This window comes from Sutcliffiella cohnii, assembly GCF_002250055.1.
GTDB lineage: Bacteria > Bacillota > Bacilli > Bacillales > Bacillaceae_I > Sutcliffiella > Sutcliffiella cohnii.
The window spans coordinates 269454-292091 of sequence record NZ_CP018866.1; the positions used below are offsets into that span (position 1 = coordinate 269454).

The window sequence follows — 22638 nt, forward strand, 5'->3', positions numbered from 1 at the left end:
GTTGTTCAGAAAGTGAGAACGCATATGGAATGTACGTCTGGCCGAGGAGTAGTTGTTCAGAATTGATCGGATGTTGAACAGAAACTGTAGGTTATTGAACAGAACCGGCGTTGTGTTGTTTAGAAAATGTGAATGCATAAGAAATGTACGTTAGGAAGAGAAGTAGTTGTTCAGATTTAATTGGATGTTGACCAGAAACTGTAGGTTATTGAACAGAACCGGCGTTGTGTTGTTTAGAAAATGTGAATGCATAGGAATGTACAACTGGAAGAGGAGTAGTTGTTCAGAATGAATCGGATGTTGACCAGAAACTGTAGGTTATTGAACAGAACCGGCGTTGTGTTGTTTAGAAAGTGAGAACGCATAGGAGATGTACGTATGACCGAGGAGTAGTTGTTCAGACTGAATCGGATGTTGAACAGAAGTTTCAAGATATTGAACAGAACCGGCATTGTGTTGTTCAGAAATTGAGAATGCATAGGAAATGTACGTATGACCATGTAGTAGTTGTTCAAATTTGATTGGATGTTGAACAGAAACTGCAGGTTATTGAACAGAACCGGCGTTGTGTTGTTTAGAAAATGTGAATGCATAGGGAATGTACAACTGGAAGAGGAGTAGTTGTTCAGAATGAATCGGATGTTGGCCAGAAACTGCAAGATATTGGACAGAACCAGTCTGTTGGAGCCTAGAACAAGCTTGTGGACGCACATAAAAGGAAAGATAACCCACATAAATAAAAGCGTAACCCACATAAAAGAGTGGTTAATGCACATAAACGTCGGAGAAAGCCTAGAACAAGCTGTTGGACGCACATAAAAGGAAAGATAACCCACATAAATAAAAGCGTAACCCACATAAAAGAGCGGTTAATGCACATAAACGTTGGAGAAAGCCTAGAACAAGCTGTTGGACGCACATAAAAGGAAAGATAACCCACATAAATAAAAGCGTAACCCACATAAAACAGCGGTTAATGCACATAAACGTCGGAGAAAGCCTAGAACAAGCTGTTGGACGCACAAAAAAGGAAAGATAACCCACATAAATAAAAGCGTAACCCACATAAAGGAGCGGTTAATACACATGAACAGAGGGAGAGCGTAGAAAAAGGATAGGGAATGTACGACTGACCGAGGTGAAGTGGTTCAGAACCGACCGGAAGTGGAACAGAACCAGGTTCGAGCGGAACAGAGTAAAAATTGGCTCGGAAATGCACGCCTAGACCATACGTAGTGGTTCACAACCAAACACAAGTGAAACAGAAACCCGAACAAGTGAAACAGAACCCAGTTTGAGCGGTATAGAAGAGAAAACAACATTAAAAAAATCCACGCCCGAACCAGTCGTAGTATTACAAAATCAAGCTGATATTAACGAGAAACGAAATGCTGTTTTACCAAACCTCCTGCTCACCTCTAGGACGTGTAAAAAAAATATTTTTAGAACTTTCAAAATATATTGACACCGTATAAAGATGGTGGTAATCTAATTTTAATCATTTAGTTAGTTTAATGAACTAACTAATATTGTTAAACGAACTAGAATGGTTCGTTAATTTTAGATTGCGTATGAAAGGGCTTACAACTTAAAGAAAGGGTTGAAGGGGTAAAGGGGTTTAGTGGTTCAATCGTAAAATGTAAACGTATTCAAGAATGGCTTCAAAAACATTGATTAATGGGGGGAATCCGATGGGAGCGGTCAATACGACAGTGAATGATCAAAATTATCATTCTTCAAAACTTTGGAAGATAGGTTTTTTTGCATTAAATAATACGGCTACTAACTTTTATCTATTCGCAATGGGGTTTGTTGCTTACTATGCAACTGGAATAGCTGGTTTGACAGTAGTAGTTGTAAGTACAATTTTAACGGCAATGCGTTTATTTGATGGGGTAACGGACCCAATCATTGGATTCGTTATTGACAAGACGGAATCAAAGTTTGGAAAGTTTAGGCCGTTAATGATACTCGGAAATATTATTTTAGCTGGGTCTGTCATTATTATGTATAGTGTCACCCATCTTTTACCTACTAATTTGCAATTGTTATTTTTTATCTTCATTTATGCCATTCACATTATCGGCTACACTTTACAAACTGCCGTAACAAAAGCAGCTCAAACTGTTTTAACAAATCATCCAAAGCAACGCCCGCTATTCTCCATATTTGATGCAACATACAACGTTGGATTATTTACTGGTATGCAAATTGTTGTCGCATCTTATTTAGTACCGAAATACGGTGGCTTCGAAATGGGGCTATTCTTAGAGTTAAATGCATACGCAATCATCGCTTCCGCAGTTTTCACAGTACTCGCAGTAATCGGTATTTGGGACAAAGATCGTAAAGAATATTTCGGTTTAGCTGAGCAAACAGTGGAAACGAAATTCCGTGATTACTGGCCAATACTAAAAGGAAATCGTCCACTTCAAATGTTAGTCATCTCTGCATCATCTGATAAGCTTGCTGGTAGTATCGTAAGACAACCTGCAGTACACATCATTTTCTTCGGGATTATGATGGGGAATTATGCACTAAGTGGTACCGTGTCTTTAGTTACACTTATTCCAACTCTATTATTAACTTTCTTAGGGATAGGATATGCGAGAAAAAGAGGTTTGAAGAAATCGTTTGTAGCTGGGACATGGTTAGCGCTAATACCGTTTTCCATTTTACTAGTAATGTTCTTCTTCATAGACGCTACACAAATTTCATTAACTAGTTTGAACCTTGTAACGATAGTCTTCCTAGTTCTTTACTGTATCGGTTTAGGATTTGGTAGTTTAACTGGTAACATGGTTATCCCAATGATTGCCGACTGTTCGGATTATGAAACGAATAAAACAGGAAGATTCATCCCAGGAATGTTAGGAACATTATTCTCATTCGTAGATAAATTAATTTCCTCTCTTGCAGCAACTATCGTCGGAGTAGCGCTAGCATCGATTGGCTTTAGAGAGCAGTTCCCACAAGTGGATGATTCATTAACAACGTCACTACTAATGATCGGGTTACTATTAAAATTCGGATTCCCGATCTTAGGTTGGATTACTTCATTAATTGCAATGAAATTCTACCCACTAGATGATGTGAAAATGAAAGAAATTCAAGCTGCTATTGCAGAAGTAAAAAACAATGCGAAAGTAGCTTCATAGATTAGTGAAAATCAGCCTTCTAAATAGGGGGCTGATTTTTCGTTGTCGAAGGGCGGTTTTAATCATAATTTTTTCTATTTGTCTATCCTATTTTGCACTGTGCAAACAAAATTTTTAGACTCTTCAAAAAGCATTGACAACGCATACATACGGTGATAATCTATATTTAATCATTAGTTAGTTTAGTATACTAACTAATAGTAAATCAAGGGCGAACTAGCAAAATTCGCTATTTTCAGCGCCGAGATGTAAAGGCTTACATATAAAGGGATAAAAAAGAGAGATAGATAAACTTTTGTCCTTAAAATGTAAGCGTATTCCCTATCCTTTTTAACAAGCACTATAGGGAGGACAAAAGTAAAGTAATAGATTTTCAACTAGTTACAAAGGGTTTTGAAAGCGTTTTAATCAAACTTAAATAAGGGGGAAAAAATAATGGCAAACAAAGTAGGGGAATTTGCAGAGCAGTACCATAGAGCAAAAATGTGGCAGATTGGTTTTTTCGCATTAAACAACACAGCTACTAATCTCTATTTATTTATTGTTGGTTTCGTATCATATTACGCAACTGGAATTGCAGGGTTATCAGTAGTTATTATTAGTTCGATTTTAACAGCGATGAGAGCATTTGACGCCGTAACAGATCCGATTATAGGATTTATCATCGATAAAACGGAAACGAAATTTGGTAAGTTCCGACCGATGATGATTATAGGGAACGTTATACTAGCGTCTACCGTGTTAATTATGTATAACGTAACACATTTATTACCAGAATCATTCCAATTTCTATTTTTTGTATTTATTTATGCTATTTATATCGTTGGATATACGCTTCAAACTGCAGTAACGAGAGCAGCGCAAACAGTTTTAACAAATCATCCGAAGCAGCGCCCACTTTTCACTATTTTTGATGCAACGTATAATGTTGGTATATTTACGGGTGGTCAAATATTTGTGGCTTCCTATTTAATGGTGAAACATGGCAACGAATTCAATATGGGATTATTCACAGAATTAAATACTTATGCAATAATTATTTCTGCATTATTTACTATTTTAGCTGTAACAGCAATTGCTCCAAAAGACCGTAAAGAATATTTCGGATTAGCTGAAAAAGCGGTAAAAGTTAAATTTCGTGATTATTGGCCAGTATTAAAAAGTAATCGTCCACTTCAAATGTTAGTTATTGCAGCATCAACTGATAAACTAGCAAACTTAGTACTTCGCCAACCGGTAGTATATGTTATGTTCTTCGGTATTTTACTTGGAGACTATGCATTAAGTGGTACTATTTCATTAATTGTTATTATACCAACCATTTTAATTACATTCCTTGGGGTAAGGTATGCTGGAAAATTAGGGCTGAAAAAAGCGTTAGTTGGAGCTACTTGGGGAGGATTAATTAGTGCAATCGCTCTATCCATATATTTAATGATGATAGACACTGCAACAATTTCTCTAACAAATATTGGCATAACTACGATCGTTTTCTTAGTTTTATATGCACTTTTAAAAGGTTTAACTGGTTTATCAAGTTCAATTGTTATCCCTATGATTGCAGACGTTTCAGATTATGAAACTTATAAATCTGGTCGATATGTACCAGGTATGGTAGGTACTCTCTTCTCGTTTGTGGATAAAATGGTTTCATCGTTAGCGCCGGCAATCGTTGGGTTCTTAGTAGCAACGATTGGATATACGGATGCTTTACCGCAAGTTGGAGAAGCATTAACACCGTCATTAATGGTCATGACACTAGTACTAATGTTTGGAATTCCAGCTGTTGGTCTCGCAATTTCCCTTATAGCGATGAAGTTCTATAACTTAGATGGAACGAAGATGGAGGAAATTCAAGCTTCTATTGCAGAAGTGAAACGCAGTGCAAATAACGATAATAAACAAGCAGTGTAATAAAAAGCTTTTAATAGATAATGGAGGGCTCCTAAAATTAAGCGGAGCTCTCTTTTTATGTTCTAAATACAAAGTAGGGTCAGAGAATGTTCTGACCCAAGAGTAATATCATTCCACCGTCAAACACAAATCTGATATACAAAAGAAATTTTGAATCGCTAATGCACAGGCACCCATAATACATGCTTTATTGCCAAAATCGGAAATAAGTAAGCGGCTGAAATGGCCGACAGATGAATGAAGTTTAGTTTTAATTTTTTCTTCTGTTTCTGGAAAAAGTTGTAGTAATTCACTATTTATTATTAAAGTTTCCGGGTTATATAAATTAATAATATTGTTAACACCAATAGCTAAATAGTTAATGTATTTGTCTAGATCATTCATAATTTGCGAATCTGCTTTGTCAATCAAATTAGCAATTTCTTCATACGTTAAAACTTCTGATTGTGCTGTTTTACATAATTGCTTCATAAAACTTGCTTCAGATGCGTATTGCTCCCAGCATCCGGCGTTTCCACATTTACAGCGTATTCCGTCAGGCATAATAATCATATGGCCAATTTCTCCAGCGTAACCGTGGTGTCCCTTTAACGTTTCACCGTTTACGATTATACCAAGACCGATCCCAGAATATAACGTAACGGACAGTAAGTTATCACTTTGATGATGCTTAAATACTTTTTCTGCAAAAGAGCAAAGATTGGCGTTGTTTTCAATATAAATAGGAATACCGGTTTTTTCTTCTAGACCTTTCTTTAAATCAACATTTCTCCATTGATGATGTGGGACGAAAAAGATTTTCTCATCCTTATTGACGATCCCGTGAATCCCGATAACCACTCCGACTAAACCATAGGAAGAGTGAGCGCACTGGTCTTGAAAGCTCATAATATGTTCTAATAACAACGCTTCAATTTCTTCGTAATCAGAAGTATTTATACTAATACATTTGCTACTTACTTCTTTTCCAAGTAGGTTGGAAAGATTAAAGGAAATAGTCTCTTGATCTAAATCTATCCCTAACGCATAACCAGCGTTTTCATTTATCGAAAGCATAATCGGTCTTCTGCCGAGATTTTTATGTTCAAGCTGTGTTTCAAAAATAAGTTCTTCCTTTAACATTTCAGAAACTTGAACAGATATAGTTGCTTTATTTAATCCCGTTATTTTTGCAAGGTCTGCGCGAGAAATCATTCCATGTTCGATGATCTTGCTTATGATGATACTGCGGTTTATTTTCTTAATATAGGAAGCGTCTCCCGTAACCATAATACCCCTCCTAAAAATCTCACTTTTTGTTTGACGGAAATATCTCCTAATGGTATTATACAGGTAGTTAGTTTGTTTGGTAAACAAATTAATTAAAAAATGTTTTAAACAAACTAATAGAAACTAAGAATGATGCAGATAACTAATGATAGTGAATTGTGACCTATAGTTAGTATAAAACCGCTGTTCTGTATGTTGTAAGGGATTACATGTAAATATTATTATTGGAATGATATTCATTTTATCTAAGCTACGTAATTGAAGGAGTGGATGAAAAGGAATGGGAATTCTTCAAGAACTGTTAAAAGATATTCCAGTACCGAAAATGGCGAAAGTCAGAGTGAATTTTGATGAATCAAAGATTGAAGATTTAGGGTCTGCTTTAATGGAAAAATTAGACCAAGAACATATTCGTGCAACGGTAAAGCCTGGAATGGAAATTGCAGTAGCGGTTGGTAGTAGAGGTCTAGATCGTCTCGTTGAGTTAACTGCAGTGACGGTGAAATTTTTGAAAGACTTAGGTGCAAAACCATTTATCGTCCCAAGTATGGGAAGTCACGGTGGTGCAACAGCGGAAGGGCAACGTGAAGTATTAGCTCATCTTGGCGTTACAGAAGAGAGCGCTGGTTGTGAAATTCGTTCATCTATGGAAGTAGTGAAAATTGATGAACTTGAAAATGGTTTACCTATTTATGTAGATAAATATGCTTCAGAAGCAGATGGAATTGTCATCATCAATCGCGTAAAACCTCATACAGCGTTTAGAGGTCCGGTTGAAAGTGGCATTATGAAAATGATTAGTATTGGATTAGGGAAACAAAAAGGAGCAGAAGCTTGTCATCAGCTTGGCTTTAAATATATGGCGGAAAATGTACCCGCAATGGCAAAAGTGATTATGGAAAAAAAGCCTGTTTTATTTGGAGTGGCAACTGTTGAAAATGCATTTGATAAAGTTGCGCTTGTTGATGTGTTAACTCCAGATGAAATTAAAGAAAAAGAATCAGCCTTACAAGAAAAGGCGAAAGGGCTATTGCCTAAATTATTTTTCAAAGATTTAGATGTACTTGTCATTAATCAAATTGGGAAAAACATTAGTGGCGATGGGATGGATCCGAACATAACTGGTCGTTATCCAACTCCGTATGCTCATGGTGGCCCAGAAGTGAATAAAATGGTCGTTCTAGACTTAACTCCTGAAACAGAAGGAAATGCAAATGGAGTAGGAACAGCAGATTTTACAACGCAACGCCTTGTAGACAAAATGGACCGTGAAGCAACATATGCAAACGGATTAACGTCAACAGTTGTTGCTCCTACGAAAATCGCGACAACGTTACCGAACGACCGCGAAACAATTAAAGCTGCTATTAAAACTTGTAATATTTTAGATTTTACAACAGTTAAATTAGTTCGTATTAATAACACTTTAGAAATTAGTGAAATAGAAGTTTCTGAACCGCTACTAGATTATGTGAACAATCATCCGAATATGGAAGTTGTTTCAGACCTTTACGATTGGTCGTTTAATGAAGAAGGAAACTTAGCATAATTTATACAAACTTAACGATATGGAAAAGGGAGAGGAATTTATAATGACACGTTTATTTGACTTAACAGGAAAAACAGCAGTAGCAATCGGTGGAAATAGTGTACTAGGATCTTCAATCGCGCACGGTCTTGCAGAGCATGGAGCAAGCATTGCCATCGTTGGACGTAACTTAGATAAAGCAAACGAAGTAGTAAAAGAAATCGAAAGCAATGGTGGAAAAGCGAAAGCATTCCAAGCAGACGTTAGCTCTAAAGAAGCGATAGTTCAAGTTGCAGATGAAATTGAAAAATGGTCTGGCGGTTGGGACATTTTATTAAATGCACCAGGTAAAAATAGTTCAACACCTTTCTTCGATCTTGATATGGAAGAATGGGACGACATTATGGACGTTAACTTAAAAGGTATCGTATTAACAACGCAAATCTTTGCGAAAAGAATGATTGAACAAGAGAGAAAAGGAAGCATTATTAACATTTCTTCCGTATCTTCTACAACACCATTATCTAAAGTATTTACGTATTCTGTATCAAAAGCTGGTTTAAACAGTGCAACACAATTTTTAGCACGTGAATTTGCACCACATGGTATTCGTGTAAATGCCATTATTCCTGGATTCTTCCCAGCAGAACAAAACAAAAAGATTTTAAGCCCAGAGCGTATTGAGTCTATCATGAACCATACACCGATGAATCGTTTCGGAACTCCTGATGAGCTTCAAGGTGCAGCTGTTTGGTTAGCTTCTGAAAATGCTTCTAGCTTCGTAACTGGTGCGTTAATCCGTGTTGATGGCGGATTTGGCAGCATGACAATATAATAAAACACATACAATAAAATAGTTAGAGGATGTAATGTTAGCTACTTGAACGGTATGCGAATAGATAGAAAAAACATTTGAAAATGTAAGTAGCTAACATCTACTATTAGAAACGATAGACGCCTTTAATTTTTTTGGTGCGAAAGTTTTCTAATTAGAAGGGAGAGTGGAGAATGCTAACTGAGAAATATGACACATTACAGTCTATTCTCCGAGAAATGGGAAGCGTCGTTGTAGCATTTTCTGGTGGAGTGGATAGTACGTTTCTATTAAAAGTTGCGGTTGATACGTTAGGAAAAGATAGAGTATTAGCAGTGACAGCGGATTCTGAAACATATCCATCTAGTGAACTAGAAGAAGCGCGAGCATTGGCTAGTCGAATAGGTGTAGAGCATCAAGTAATCGAAACATCAGAGTTAGCAATTCCAGGCTACGCAGAAAACACGCAAAACAGATGTTATTTTTGCAAAAGTAGTTTATTCGACCATATACTGCCTGTTTTAGAAGAGAAGGGGTTCACAAATATCGTTTACGGTGTCATAGCGGACGATAAAAATGAACACCGTCCCGGTATGAAGGCGGCAAAAGAAAAAGGAATTCGAGGTCCATTGTTAGAAGCTGACTTATATAAGGAAGAAATAAGAGAGCTTTCAAAAGAAAAAGACCTACCAACATGGAATAAACCTTCGTTTGCATGTCTTTCTTCTCGAATTGCTTATGGAGAATATATTACGCAAGAAAAGCTAACAAAAGTAGAAAAAGCCGAAGCTTATTTAAAAAGCTTAGGTATTCGCCAAGTTCGTGTTCGTACACATGAAGAAATTGCAAGAATAGAAGTAGAACCGAACGATATGCCGATTGTTTTACAAAAGCACGAAACGATTTCAAAGCAATTACAACAATTCGGTTATAAATACATTACACTAGACTTAGTTGGCTATCAAAGTGGTAGTATGAATAAAGTGTTATCGCTTTAAAATAAAAGGCTTTGGAATCCAAAGCCTTTTCTAAACTAGGGAGAAAGTATAAAATAATCGTGATGATAACAGCTTAAAGTCTGTAATAAAAAATGTTAGGAAGATGCATCGTGTCTAGAGAATTCGTCATCGGTCTTGATATCGGAACAACAAGTGTAAAGGCTTGTGTTTTTCATTTAAATGGAAAACTAGTGGCTGAAGTGGAGAAAATGAACACGTTCCACTATCCGAAACAAGGATGGGTTGAACAAGACCCAGTAGAGATTGAACGAGCAGCAGTAGTAGCAATTAAAGAAGTAATGGAAGAAGCTTCTATCACTAAAGATGAATTATTAACGATAGGTTTTTCCGCAGCTATGCATTCGATTCTTTGCGTAGGAGAAGATGGAAAAGCTATTTCCCCAGCACTTATATGGGCAGACGGTAGAAGTGACGGACAAGCACAACGTTTAGATGAAAAGATGGGAGAGGAAGTGTACAAAAAGACAGGTACGCCAATTCACCCAATGACGCCTCTAAACAAATTGCTTTGGATGAAAGAAAACGAGTATGAGCCATATAGAAACGCTGCTTACTTTATGTCAGTAAAAGAATATGTTTTCTACCGTTGGTTTAACAAACGAGTAATTGACTATTCGATGGCTTCAGCAACAGGTCTTTTTAACCCAGCAACTTTAAGTTGGGAAAAAAGTTTACTAGAGCTTACAAACGTTGAAGAAAACCAACTATCTGAAATTGTTGCACCAACGACAATTTTTACAGAAATAGATGAAAGAGTTGCAGCCGAAATGGGAATCAATCGTGACCTTCCATTTGTCATCGGTTCAGCAGATGGACAGCTCGCAAACTTAGGAATAGGTGCAATCCTCCCTGGTGAAGTAGCTGTTTCTGTTGGGACAAGCGGTGCAATTCGTCAGTTAACAAAAGGTGTGAAGGTTAGTGAGGAAAGAGAAACTTTCTGTTACTCCTTTACTGCGGACACTGCCATTATAGGAGGTCCTACCAATAATGGTGGCATTGCTTTACAATGGGCAAAAGACCTATTAAACTTTGAAGGAAGCTTTGAAGAGTTACTTGCAGAAGCAGAAAAAGTTGCTCCTGGTGCAGACGGCCTTATTTTCTTACCGTACGTAAATGGCGAAAGAGCTCCAATCTGGAACCAAAAAGCGAAAGGTAGCTTTCATGGAGTAACATTAACGCATAAAAGAGAGCATTTCATTCGTGCAGTTTTAGAAGGAATTACTTTTAATCTATACCAAATAGGGAATGCTTTAGAAAGACTTGCTGGTGAATCAGAGAAGATTTATGTAAACGGTGGTCTTGCTAGATCTCCATTATGGTTAAGCATGATGGCGAATGTATTTAATGCAGAAATATATGTTCCAGAAAGTCACCATAGTGCCGCTTGGGGTGCAGCGTGGACAGGCTTAGTTGGAATAGGGAAAGTAAACTCATTTGAGGAAATTAAAGAAAACATTCCAATGAGTGCACCAGTAAAACCAGATGAGCAAACAAGTAAACTTTATAAACAGCTGTATAAAGATTACGAAAAACTTGCAAAAGATATGGTAAAGCATTTTAACTAGGGAGGAAGACTCCTATGCTAGAAGAAATTTTAAAAGAAGTACAAGAAGGTTCGATCACAATAGAGCAAGCGAAAGAAAAGCTAGCTACGTTTGAAAACTTAGGGTTTGCGAAAGTGGACCATCATCGTAAAAAAAGACAAGGCATACCAGAAGTTGTTTTCGGTGAAGGCAAAACAGCGGAACAAATCATTTCCATCGCTAAAGCTTTACGCGAGAAAAACAATCAAGTGTTAGTAACGAGAATTTCGAAGGATAAAGCAGAATTAGTAAAGGCTGTTCTTCCACAATTCACGTATGCAGAAGTAGCTCAAATCCTTTATTGGAAGGATGAAAAGGCACCGCTTCGTAACAATGAAGGATACATCGCGGTTGTAGCGGCAGGCACGTCTGATTTAAGAGTGGCGGAAGAAGCGGCAATAACGGCAGAAGTGCTTGGCAGTAAAGTACATCGTATTTATGATGTAGGAGTGGCTGGTATTCATCGATTGTTAAGTCATGCGGAAGAGATTCAAAACGCAACCGTATCGGTAGTCGTAGCTGGAATGGAAGGAGCGCTCCCGAGTGTCGTAGGTGGCCTCGTATCCCATCCAGTTATAGCAGTTCCGACAAGCATCGGTTACGGAGCAAACTTTCAAGGATTATCTGCACTATTAACGATGTTAAACTCTTGTGCATCCGGAATTAGTGTTGTGAATATCGATAACGGCTTCGGTGGAGGATACAACGCTGTTTTAATTCATCAACTCGCACAAAAGGAGAAAAGTGAATAATGAAAACTCTTTATTTTGACTGTTTTTCTGGTATAAGTGGAGATATGGTTATTGGCGCTCTTATTGATGCTGGAGCAGATCCAAACCATCTCGTACAACAACTGAAAAAATTAAAAATCGATGATGAGTACGAACTGAAGTGGACAAAAGTTGTAAAAAACGGAATTACGAGTACAAAGTTTGATGTTGTGTTATTGAATGAAGGCAATTATCATAGTCATTCCCATTCGCATCATGAACATAGTCATGGAAACGATCACACACATGAACACGACCACGGACATAGCCATGCACATGCACACGCTCATAGTCATTCGCACGACCATGATCACGGTCATTCGCACGATCACAGTCATGATCACGATCACGGTCATTCGCACGGTCACAGTCACGATCACGATCACGGGCATGTACACGACCACGGGCATGTACACGACCACAGTCATGATCACGGTCACAGCCACGATCACCACCACCATCATCGTTCTTACAAAGATATTGTCGAGATGATTGAACAGTCTGAGTTAGAAGATGATGTGAAAGAAACGGCACAACGTATTTTTCGTAAAATTGGCGAAGCGGAAGGGCTTATTCATGGAATGCCTTTAGATAAAGTACACTTCCATGAAGTTGGAGCGGTAGATTCAATTGTCGATATTATTGGTGCAGCGATACTAATCCATCAGCTAGGAGTTGACGTCGTAAAATCGTCCCCAGTTCCGGTTGGCAAAGGAAAGATTCGTATCGACCACGGAATTTATCCAGTGCCAGCACCGGCAACGTTAGAAATTTTACGCGGAGTCCAGTTAGAACAATCGGACGTTCGATTTGAACTGACCACTCCAACCGGTGCAGCAATTGTAGCTGTGCTGGCGGAAGAGTTTTGCTCGATTCCATCGATGAAAGTCGAAAAAATTGGGTATGGTGCAGGTACAAAAACGTTTAAGGACCATCCGAACGTTCTGCGAGTGTTAATAGGAGAATAGCCGTCATAAAGGTGTGTGTGCAATGACTAATTCGTTACCACCAAATAAAGAACATATCGATTCCGAGATGGTAAAAATGGAAGTGAATTTGGACGATATTTCCGGAGAGCTGCTAGGTTATGTGATGGACTTACTTTTCGAAGCAGGGGCAAATGATGTATACTATACCCCTATTTACATGAAAAAGAATCGTCCCGCCGTACAGCTACAGCTCCTCTGTTCCGAACAGAAGGTAGCGGCAATGAAGGAAATATTGTTTAAAGAAACAACAACTCTCGGTGTTCGATACTACCCATTATCTGTCCACCGTCTCGAAAGGCGTTTTACGAAAGTAGAAACGAAATGGGGACCAGTTACAGTAAAGGTAGGAATGTTAGAACAAAATGCTGTTCAAAAAGCACCAGAGTTTGATGAGTGTAAAAAAATAGCTCAGCAACATGGTGTTCCGTTAAAAACAGTATACGAAGAAGTTTGGAAAACAATGGAAAGCTCTACCTAAATCGCAAAACGGTTTAGGTTGACATAAATTAAAAAACTATTTTTATAGAATAGGAGTGTTGATGTATGACAACAACAGATAAGCAAACACAAATCGAACAAGTAGCAATAAATACGATTCGTACATTATCAATCGACGCAATTGAAAAAGCAAACTCAGGTCACCCAGGAATGCCAATGGGTGCAGCACCTATGGCTTACGCACTTTGGGCAAAAGAAATGAACCATAACCCATATAACCCAAGTTGGTTTAACAGAGACCGCTTCGTTTTATCAGCAGGTCACGGTTCTATGCTTTTATACAGCTTATTACATTTATTCAACTACGATGTTTCCATGGAAGATCTTAAAAACTTCCGTCAGTGGGGCAGTAAAACACCTGGTCACCCTGAATTTGGTCACACTCCTGGAGTAGAAGCAACAACAGGTCCACTTGGACAAGGAATTGCAATGGCTGTTGGAATGGCGATGGCTGAGAGACATTTAGCAGCTACATATAACAAAGAAGGTTATAACGTAGTAGATCACTTTACGTATAGCATTTGTGGTGACGGCGACTTAATGGAAGGTGTTTCTGCAGAAGCGGCTTCTTTAGCTGGTCACTTAAAACTTGGTAGATTAGTAGTTATGTATGATTCTAACGATATTTCTTTAGACGGTGACCTACACCTATCATTCTCTGAAAATGTAGAAGATCGTTTCAAAGCTTACGGCTGGCAAGTAATTCGTGTAGAAGACGGTACAGACATCGACACAATTCAAAAAGCGTTACAAGAAGCGAAGTCTGACACGGATCGTCCTACTTTAATTGAAATTAAAACAGTTATCGGATACGGTTCACCAAACAAATCTGGTAAATCAGCTTCTCACGGTGCGCCACTAGGGAAAGAAGAAATCGCCCTAACGAAAGCATCTTACGGTTGGGAAAGCGACGAGCCATTTTACGTACCAGCTGCAGTAAGAGAGCATTACCAACAGCTTGCTGAAGAAGGTAAACAAAAAGAAGCAGCTTGGAACGAATTGTTTGAAAGCTATAAAGCAGCTCACCCTGAGTTAGCTCAACAATTAGTAGCAGCAATCAATGGAGAGCTTCCAGCTGGTTGGGAAGAAACATTACCTGCATTCGCAGACGGTGAAGGATTGGCAACACGTGATTCTTCTGGAAAAGCATTAAATGCAGCAGCTAAAGCAATTCCACAACTAATCGGTGGATCAGCTGACTTAGCTGGATCAAATAAAACACATTTAACTTTTGAGAAAAACTACGCGATGGACGGCTACGAAGCTCGTAACATCTGGTTCGGTGTAAGAGAATTCGCAATGGGTGCAGCAATGAACGGTATGGCACTTCACGGTGGAGTAAAAGTATTCGGTGCAACATTCTTTGTATTCTCTGACTACTTACGTCCAGCAATTCGTCTAGCAGCACTTATGAAACTACCAGTAACGTATGTGTTCACACATGACAGTATCGCTGTTGGAGAAGATGGACCAACTCATGAGCCTGTAGAACATTTAGCAGCGCTACGTGCAATGCCTGGAGTTTCTGTCATTCGTCCAGCTGACGCAAAAGAAACAGTAGCAGCATGGAGATTGGCTATTGAAAGCACAGACACTCCAACTGCACTTGTATTAACTCGTCAAGGGTTACCTACTTTAAGTGTAAGCCAAGAAGAAGTATATAACGGTGTAAGTAACGGTGCATACGTAGTTTCTCCTGCGAACGGTGAAGTAAGTGGTTTATTACTTGCAACAGGTTCTGAAGTTGCTCTAGCAATGGAAGCACAAAAAGCACTTGAAGCAGAAGGTATTTCCGTATCTGTCGTAAGTATGCCAAGCTGGGATCGTTTCGAAAAACAATCAGCAGAATACAAAGCGACAGTTTTACCGAAAAACGTAAAAGCACGTCTTGCAATCGAAATGGGCTCTACAATTGGTTGGAGAGAGTACGTTGGCGACGAAGGGAAAGTACTAGGTATCGACCAATTCGGAGGATCTGCACCTGCTAGCAAACTACTAGAAGAGTACGGATTCACGGTAGAAAACGTAGTGAACAACTTTAAACAATTATTAAATAACTAATTATAGTAAATGAGATGGCCGGGCACCGTATAAACGATGGTGCCAGGCTTCCTAATATAAAAATTGTGGAGGGAAATAAACATGAAATTTTTTATCGATACAGCTAACTTAGAAGATATTAAAAAAGCGTACAAAATGGGTGTTCTTTCTGGAGTTACAACGAACCCTTCGTTAGTAGCAAAAGAAGGCGTAAAATTTGAAGACCGTATTGAAGAAATCCTACAAGCAGTACCGGAAGTAGAATCTGTATCTGCAGAAGTAAGCCCAAATGCAGTAACTGCAGAAGAAATGATCGCAGAAGCAGAAGAGCTTTTAAAAATTAACGGTGGCGATGACAAAATCACAATCAAATTGCCAATGACGTTAGCTGGTTTAGAAGCGACTCGTTACTTAGCGAAAAAAGGTGTAAAAACAAACGTAACGTTAATCTTCACAGTAAACCAAGCATTATTAGCTGCTCGTGCAGGTGCAACATACGTTTCTCCATTCTTAGGTCGTTTAGACGATATTTCTCAAGATGGCGTACTATTAGTAGAAAAAATTGCGGAATTATTCCGTGTTCATAACTTAGATGCACAAATCATCGCTGCATCCGTTCGCCACCCAGACCACGTTACTCGCGTAGCACTAGCTGGAGCACACATTGCAACAATTCCTTACAACGTAATCGAGCAACTTTCTAAGCACCCATTAACAGACCAAGGCTTAGAAAAATTCGCTGCTGACTGGAAAACAACATTTTAATAAATGACATTGAGGCTACACTTCTGATGGGAAGTGTGGTCTTTTTTTGTTTTAACTAGTATTAAAGTAGAACGTACTTATTTTTAGCTATATTAAGGTTAAAACCTTCCATTTTCTCTTCGAATAGATGTAACCACCTCGATTTATGTGGTGTATATGAATCCATTTATGTGTCCCGCGTAACCGTAAAATGAGCCTACCCTCGGTTAATCTGGGAGATGAACCAATGTATGTGGGACAACCACTGATTTATGTGGGTAATAAATTAATTTATGTGTCCCACGTGTCTGTTAAATGAGTCTGTAGCGGTTAATGTGGGAGATGAAACAAATTATGTGGGACAACCACTGTTTTATGTGGGTTATGAACCAATTTATGTGTACTATGTGTCCGTTAAATGAGTCCGTACTCGGTTAATGTGGGTGACGAAACGTTTTATGTGGGACAACGACTGATTTATGTGGGTTAAAAATTAATTTATGTGTCCCACGTGTCCGTTAAATGAGTCCGTACTCGGTTAATGTGGGTGACGAAACGTTTTATGTGGGACAACCACTGATTTATGTGGGTTATAAATTAATTTATGTGTCCCTCGTGTCTGTTAAATGAGTCTGTAGCGGTTAATGTGGGAGATGAAACAAATTATGTGGGACAACCACTGTTTTATGTGGGTTATGAACCAATTTATGTGTACTATGTGTCCGTTAAATGAGTCCGTACTCGGTTAATGTGGGTGACGAAACGTTTTATGTGGGACAACCACTGATTTATGTGGGTTATAAATTAATTTATGTGTCCCACGTGTCTGTTAAATGAGCCCGTACGCGGTTAATGTGGGTGACGAAACGTTTTATGTGGGACAACCACTGATTTATGTGGGCTATAAATTACTTTATGTGTCCCACGTGTCTGTTAAATGAGTCTGTAGCGGTTAATGTGGGAGATGAAACAAATTATGTGGGACAACCACTGATTTATGTGGGTTATAAATTAATTTATGTGTCCCACGTGTCTGTTAAATGAGCCCGTACGCGGTTAATGTGGGAGATGAACCAATTTATGTGGGACAACCACAGATTTATGTGGGTTATAAATCCATTTATGTGTCCCTCTCCTCCGTTAAAGCCGGAAAACGATGTACCGATCATTACAGAACCACCAAACACCCCACAATTCTAATCCAATTCTCATGTTTTACATCTTTTTTTCCTGTAAGATAAAATAGAAGCAAGTTGACTAAACTAAAGATAGATAAGTAATACCATTGAGGTGTTTCATATGAATAAAGTGTTATTAATAGAAGATGAAAAAAACTTAGCGCGGTTTGTAGAATTAGAGCTTCAATATGAGGGCTTTGACGTAACAACTGCCTTTGAAGGTAGGGAAGGACTTGCACTTGCGCTTGACGAAGAGTGGGATGTTATTCTTTTAGATTTAATGCTTCCCGGCCTTAGTGGGATGGAAATTTGCCGGAGAATTCGTGCAGTAAAGGATACACCGATTATTATGTTAACAGCGCGAGATAGCGTCATGGATAAAGTTTCTGGTCTTGATAGTGGAGCCGATGATTACATGTCTAAGCCGTTTGCGATTGAAGAGTTACTAGCTCGCATTCGCGCGTTAAAAAGAAGAACAGAAAATCGCTCACATGAAGGCGAAGAAGATAAACTTTCCTTTAAAGATTTAGTTATCGACAAGAGTGCCAGAACGGTTTTCCGCGCTAACGAGGAAATTGAGCTAACGAAAAGGGAATTCGATTTATTAGTCACGCTGATGAGTAATAAAAACCGAGTGTTAACACGTGAACTACTATTAGATAAAATCTGGGGCCTTGGCTCGTATGCCGAGACAAATGTAGTAGATGTGTATATTAGATATCTGCGCAATAAATTAGATAAACCAAAACAAGATAGCTATATTCTAACTGTGCGTGGGACTGGATATGTGATGCGAGAATGAATGGGATAAAAAGGTTTTACGGACATTTACCGATTAGATGGAAGCTAGCACTATGGTCTTCTATCGTATTATTCGGTTTGTTCGCTACATACAACTCATTACAATATTACGTGTTAAATAGTTGGATGATGGATCAAGAAGAACGTCACATAAAAGAAAAGATGAATGAGGTCCAAAACTTCTTTGCAGATCCTTCTCATTTAATAGACCGGAATTCCATTATTAATAGTAGTCGCTTTTTAGAAAATATCGTAGAAGCAGATGAATTAATTCGAATTATGGATCGCAACGGCAACTTAATCGTTGGAGTTGCCAACAATTTTTCAGAAGAAATTATTGTGAGTCCCATTGAGAGTGGAGATTTAGAGTTAGTTTTAATAGATGGAAAGCATATATTAATTTATCGCAGACCGCTTATTACACCTGGTTTTGTTGGGTATGTAGAGGTAATTCGTGATTTAAAAACGTATGAACGACTAAGAGGTTTAATCTTTTTAGTTACCTTTTCGGCAGGAATGGGTGCAATCCTCCTTAGTGGATTAGGTGGAATGATTATCGCAAAACAGTTGTTACGACCAATAGCAGCGTTGACAGAAACGATGAAAAGAATAAAAATGCGCGGTCTAAAAGAACGGGTACCGTTAGATGCTAACCAAAAGGACGAAGTGGCAGACTTATCGCGAATGTTTAACGAAATGATGGATGACGTAGAATTATCTTTCCAAAAGCAAAAGCAATTCGTGGAAGATGCATCCCATGAATTACGAACACCAATCGCAATTTTAGAGGGGCACTTATCGCTATTAAATCGCTGGGGGAAAAAAGACCCTGAAGTGTTAGAGGAATCATTAAAAGCTTCCCAACAAGAAGTAGAGAGATTAAGAAAGCTAGTATTGGAACTTTTAGAGCTTACAAGGCTAGAATCGGATCAGTTTGAAATAGGTGAAGAGGAAATAGATCCTGTTACGGTTATCGAAAAGACAATTGCTAACTTTGAATTAGTTCATCCAGACTTTAAATTTGTGTTTCATAATTTAGTAAAAGATAAGAAAAACAATAGCCTTCGTGTTGCAGAGCGCCATTTAGAACAATTGCTCATGATTTTAATGGATAACGGCATTAAATATTCACAAGACAAAAAGTTGTTAGAGATTACAGCGGAAACGAACGAAATGTCGAAGGAATGGGTCTTTCGTATAAAGGATTATGGAATCGGAATACCGAAAGAAGATATTGAAAAAATATTTGATCGTTTTTATCGTGTAGATAAGGCAAGAAGTAGAGCAAAAGGTGGCCACGGTCTTGGACTATCCATCGCACAACGAATCGTCTCCCATTATAAAGGGAACATAAAAGCCGAAAGCAAAGAAGAACAATGGACAGAAGTAATCGTCACCATCCCAAACGTAATCTAACGAATGAATAATTCGTTGTTGCGTTTAAATAAGCAGAAGGCAGCCAATGCCCCATGTGGTAATAAAGTTTTGCACCATGGAGCTTGAAAAATAACTAACGGATAGTTTTTATATTAAGCTTAGACTGGCTTTATGAGTTTAGAACCGTAAGTGGAACGTAGCGGAAGACACTTGACTCCTGCGGGATGTAGAGGGAAGGTCGAGACCCCACAGGCGCAGCCGAGGAGGCTCGAATCCCTCCCCGCGGAAAGCAAGTGTCTGCAGCGAAGTGAAACGAACTAAATGAAAACCACTATCCTATTTCAAGGTAAACACATAAACTCTTATGTCCTTCAAACGCACCCAAATAGCATTTTTAATCAAAATCTCATTTTACTTTAAGGTTAATTTTAACTTAATAAGGTTAAATAATAGTATAGAGATGAAGATAAAAACAATTAGCACGATGAGGTGAGTTACAATGGGTTATTACGATGATCATATGAGATCAGAAAAGATGAAAAAAGAGCGAGGGGGAAGCGGCAAAATTTTTATAGCTGCTATCTCCGGTGGAATTGTTGGAGCGTTAATCGTCGTGGCGATGCTTCCAATTTTGCTCGACTGGGGTGCCTATATGCAACCAGACAATCAAGCATCAGCCCAGGAAAGTGTAGCAACGACAACAACGATCCCAAGTGAACAAATAGAATTTAAACAAATCCAAACAGAAGTAACAGACGCAGTTGGGAAAGTAAGTGACGCTGTAGTGGGGGTTGTAAATATTCAACAAGGTGGAGGTTCCATCTTTAGTCCACCAGGTGCGACAGAAGCAGGAACTGGATCGGGTGTTGTGTATAAAAAAGAAAACGGCAAAGCGTATATCGTTACAAACCATCACGTAATCGATAAAGCATCAAAAATTGAAGTAAGCTTATCCAACGGTACGAGAGTGGAAGCAACTTTGTTAGGTAGTGACAGTTTAACAGATTTAGCAGTGTTAACGATAGAAGAAGAGCATGTATCTCAAGTTGCGGTTTTTGGTGACTCCGATACGATTACGCTTGGTGAGCCAGTTATTGCAATTGGTAACCCACTAGGATTAGAGTTTTTCGGGTCCGTTACACAAGGGATTGTGAGTGGTACGGAAAGAACGATACCAGTGCTTTATGATAGAAGTGGCCAACCACAATGGGAGGCAGATGTTATTCAAACAGATGCAGCCATTAACCCAGGTAATAGCGGTGGCGCACTAGTAAACTTACGAGGTGAAGTCATCGGAATTAATTCCATGAAAATTGCTCAGTCACAAGCAGAAGGTATCGGGTTTGCGATTCCAATCAATACGGCAAAACCAATCATTGAAGATTTAGAAATGCATAATGAAGTAAAAAGACCATTTATGGGTATAGGGTTAATGTCCCTTTCTGATATTTCACTAGAACATCAAAGAAATACATTGAAACTTCCAGAAGAAGTAACACACGGTATTGTCGTGACAGGTGTAGAGCAGCAATCACCAGCCTTTAATGCAGGGTTAAAGCAATACGACGTTATCGTAAAATTAGACGATACCGAAATAAAAGGCACATTAGAACTACGAAAATACTTATATAACAGCAAAAATGTCGGAGATACGATGAAAGTCACGTATTATCGAGACGGTAAGTTACAAGAAACGGAAATGACGTTAATCGAACAAGTATTTTAATTAAAAAACGAATTGAGGCGGTAAGATGGAAAATAAAGAAGAGCAAGTTAAGAAGCCATTAGCCAAATGTTTAGATGTTCGAAAAATTGCCGAGAAATATAGTAAAAAAGGGTTTAAAGTAGAAGTATGTAAACCACGGATAAGTTTAATAAAAGAATTAGACTTACAAATTTCATTATAAATAAGCTACAAACATAAACATAAAAAAACGGCCATCACATTTGGCCGTTTTTTATTTTGATATTAATTGATCCATTTGTACTTTTTGATATAGATGAATAATTTGGTCATCATCTAGAGGTAACAAATCTTCTTCTAAATGAAATCCGTAATCTACTAAAGTTTGTTCTACGCTTTCTCGTTCATAGTCTGTCAAAAAGTATTTTCTAGAAATTATCATCTTATCTCACCGCCATCTTTCCTTAATGATTAGTAGTATTATTATTATTTTTCCATTTTCATAGATTTATATACATAAAAGATAAGAAATGAGTCTTCTTAACTAGTTTTCACTTAAAATATCCAACTCTATTATAATACGTAAACCAATTCATTAAGTTACAAATTATTAAAAAAATTTTGTAAACAGTTTTACGATGTATTTTATGTGAAAAGAGTAGGTGATGTGACGGGTTCTCGCATGGTAACAGTTACCTTTATCGTGTCAAACAAACGTTTGATTGAGAACAATCCGTTCCTTATGCTAAACGGATTTATTCTAGTAGTTTTTGGGGCGCGTGTTAAAATATTTTTATAGCAAGAATCTTACAATGAGGGAGAAAAAACAATTGAGTAAGAGTACGATAAAATTTTATGAAATTCCTAAATGGGGACGTTATTTACGCGGTAAATGGGAAGCATCATTCGCTAGTCATTTATCAACGGTTGAAAAAGAAGCAATCTATTTTAAATCTTTTTTATGGCATTTATGTAGCTGGGAGAAAGTAGATTGTTATGAAAAACACGACGCAATCAAGATGTTTGAGAGACAGGAAAAAATGAAGTGTACGATATTTTATGAACATACGGAAGAGGCTTATCTCATTGATAACGCTAAAAACTTATCTGTTAAAGATTTACCCCATGACCAATTTCACATGTATTATGGGGATATGTACGTAATGGATTGGAATGGTCAGTGGACATTTATAATGACGCACGAAAGTGAATGTGGACCATATTTTATTAATGCATCTCGGAAAAGTAAAAAACGCTCAAAATAAATCCGAG

The 22638-nt window shown here is 38.1% G+C and carries 18 protein-coding genes; 16 read left to right on the plus strand and 2 right to left on the minus strand.

Annotated elements, in window-relative coordinates; genetic code table 11:
* The first annotated feature begins 1691 nt into the window (after positions 1–1691).
* Together BC6307_RS01170 and BC6307_RS01175 are read left to right on the plus strand one after the other, a co-directional pair.
* The gene (locus BC6307_RS01170; protein WP_066420561.1) at positions 1692–3158 is read left to right on the plus strand and encodes an MFS transporter; all 1467 of its coding nucleotides are present in this window, start codon (positions 1692–1694) and stop codon (positions 3156–3158) included.
* Between the two features lie 435 nt (positions 3159–3593).
* Positions 3594–5072 carry an MFS transporter gene (locus BC6307_RS01175; protein WP_066420562.1) on the plus strand — a complete coding sequence of 493 codons (1479 nt, stop codon included), beginning with the start codon at positions 3594–3596 and terminating at the stop codon, positions 5070–5072.
* Between the two features lie 108 nt (positions 5073–5180).
* Here the strand turns inward: BC6307_RS01175 and BC6307_RS01180 are convergent, their stop codons facing one another.
* The gene (locus tag BC6307_RS01180; protein ID WP_066420563.1) at positions 5181–6341 is read right to left on the minus strand and encodes an ROK family transcriptional regulator; all 1161 of its coding nucleotides are present in this window, start codon (positions 6339–6341) and stop codon (positions 5181–5183) included.
* Positions 6342–6621: 280 nt separating this feature from the next.
* Between BC6307_RS01180 and BC6307_RS01185 the strand changes: the two genes are divergently transcribed.
* From BC6307_RS01185 to BC6307_RS24630, 13 genes are all read left to right on the plus strand, one after another.
* Positions 6622–7890 (plus strand): nickel pincer cofactor-dependent isomerase, group 22, encoded by a 1269-nt coding sequence (locus BC6307_RS01185; RefSeq protein ID WP_066420564.1) that lies wholly within the window; start codon positions 6622–6624, stop codon positions 7888–7890.
* Between the two features lie 43 nt (positions 7891–7933).
* Positions 7934–8704 carry an SDR family oxidoreductase gene (locus BC6307_RS01190; protein ID WP_066420565.1) on the plus strand — a complete coding sequence of 257 codons (771 nt, stop codon included), beginning with the start codon at positions 7934–7936 and terminating at the stop codon, positions 8702–8704.
* Positions 8705–8877: 173 nt separating this feature from the next.
* Complete coding sequence (gene larE, locus BC6307_RS01195) at positions 8878–9681, plus strand: ATP-dependent sacrificial sulfur transferase LarE (protein WP_066420571.1); 804 nt, start codon at positions 8878–8880, stop codon at positions 9679–9681.
* A gap of 110 nt (positions 9682–9791) precedes the next feature.
* Positions 9792–11267 carry a gluconokinase gene (locus tag BC6307_RS01200; protein ID WP_084380696.1) on the plus strand — a complete coding sequence of 492 codons (1476 nt, stop codon included), beginning with the start codon at positions 9792–9794 and terminating at the stop codon, positions 11265–11267.
* A gap of 14 nt (positions 11268–11281) precedes the next feature.
* Positions 11282–12037: a nickel pincer cofactor biosynthesis protein LarB gene (gene larB / locus BC6307_RS01205; protein WP_066420575.1), complete on the plus strand. Its 756-nt coding sequence runs from the start codon at positions 11282–11284 to the stop codon at positions 12035–12037.
* Entirely contained in the window at positions 12037–13023 is a 987-nt protein-coding gene (gene larC, locus BC6307_RS25415; RefSeq protein WP_066420577.1) for a nickel pincer cofactor biosynthesis protein LarC, read from the plus strand. The genes larB and larC overlap by 1 nt, the downstream gene beginning before the upstream one ends.
* A 22-nt stretch (positions 13024–13045) precedes the next feature.
* On the plus strand, positions 13046–13522 hold the full coding sequence (larC2, locus tag BC6307_RS25420; RefSeq protein ID WP_066420579.1) for a nickel pincer cofactor biosynthesis protein LarC2: 477 nt from the start codon (positions 13046–13048) through the stop codon (positions 13520–13522).
* A 65-nt stretch (positions 13523–13587) separates the two neighbouring features.
* Positions 13588–15603, plus strand: coding sequence for a transketolase (tkt, locus tag BC6307_RS01220; protein ID WP_066420581.1), 2016 nt, complete (start codon positions 13588–13590; stop codon positions 15601–15603).
* A gap of 81 nt (positions 15604–15684) precedes the next feature.
* On the plus strand, positions 15685–16347 hold the full coding sequence (gene fsa / locus BC6307_RS01225) for a fructose-6-phosphate aldolase (RefSeq protein WP_066420583.1): 663 nt from the start codon (positions 15685–15687) through the stop codon (positions 16345–16347).
* Positions 16348–17625: 1278 nt separating this feature from the next.
* On the plus strand, positions 17626–18306 hold the full coding sequence (locus BC6307_RS01230; RefSeq protein WP_066422001.1) for a response regulator transcription factor: 681 nt from the start codon (positions 17626–17628) through the stop codon (positions 18304–18306).
* On the plus strand, positions 18303–19721 hold the full coding sequence (locus BC6307_RS01235) for a sensor histidine kinase (protein WP_066422003.1): 1419 nt from the start codon (positions 18303–18305) through the stop codon (positions 19719–19721). The genes BC6307_RS01230 and BC6307_RS01235 overlap by 4 nt, the downstream gene beginning before the upstream one ends.
* Before the next feature lie 460 nt (positions 19722–20181).
* Positions 20182–21408 carry a S1C family serine protease gene (locus BC6307_RS01240; protein ID WP_066421624.1) on the plus strand — a complete coding sequence of 409 codons (1227 nt, stop codon included), beginning with the start codon at positions 20182–20184 and terminating at the stop codon, positions 21406–21408.
* A 25-nt stretch (positions 21409–21433) separates the two neighbouring features.
* Positions 21434–21589 (plus strand): hypothetical protein, encoded by a 156-nt coding sequence (locus BC6307_RS24630; RefSeq protein ID WP_157076721.1) that lies wholly within the window; start codon positions 21434–21436, stop codon positions 21587–21589.
* A gap of 51 nt (positions 21590–21640) precedes the next feature.
* Here the strand turns inward: BC6307_RS24630 and BC6307_RS24635 are convergent, their stop codons facing one another.
* Positions 21641–21808 carry a hypothetical protein gene (locus BC6307_RS24635; RefSeq protein WP_157076722.1) on the minus strand — a complete coding sequence of 56 codons (168 nt, stop codon included), beginning with the start codon at positions 21806–21808 and terminating at the stop codon, positions 21641–21643.
* 388 nt (positions 21809–22196) lie between these two features.
* Between BC6307_RS24635 and BC6307_RS01245 the strand changes: the two genes are divergently transcribed.
* Positions 22197–22631, plus strand: a complete 435-nt coding sequence (locus BC6307_RS01245) for a DUF4275 family protein (RefSeq protein WP_328227055.1) — start codon at positions 22197–22199, stop codon at positions 22629–22631.
* Positions 22632–22638 lie beyond the last annotated feature (7 nt).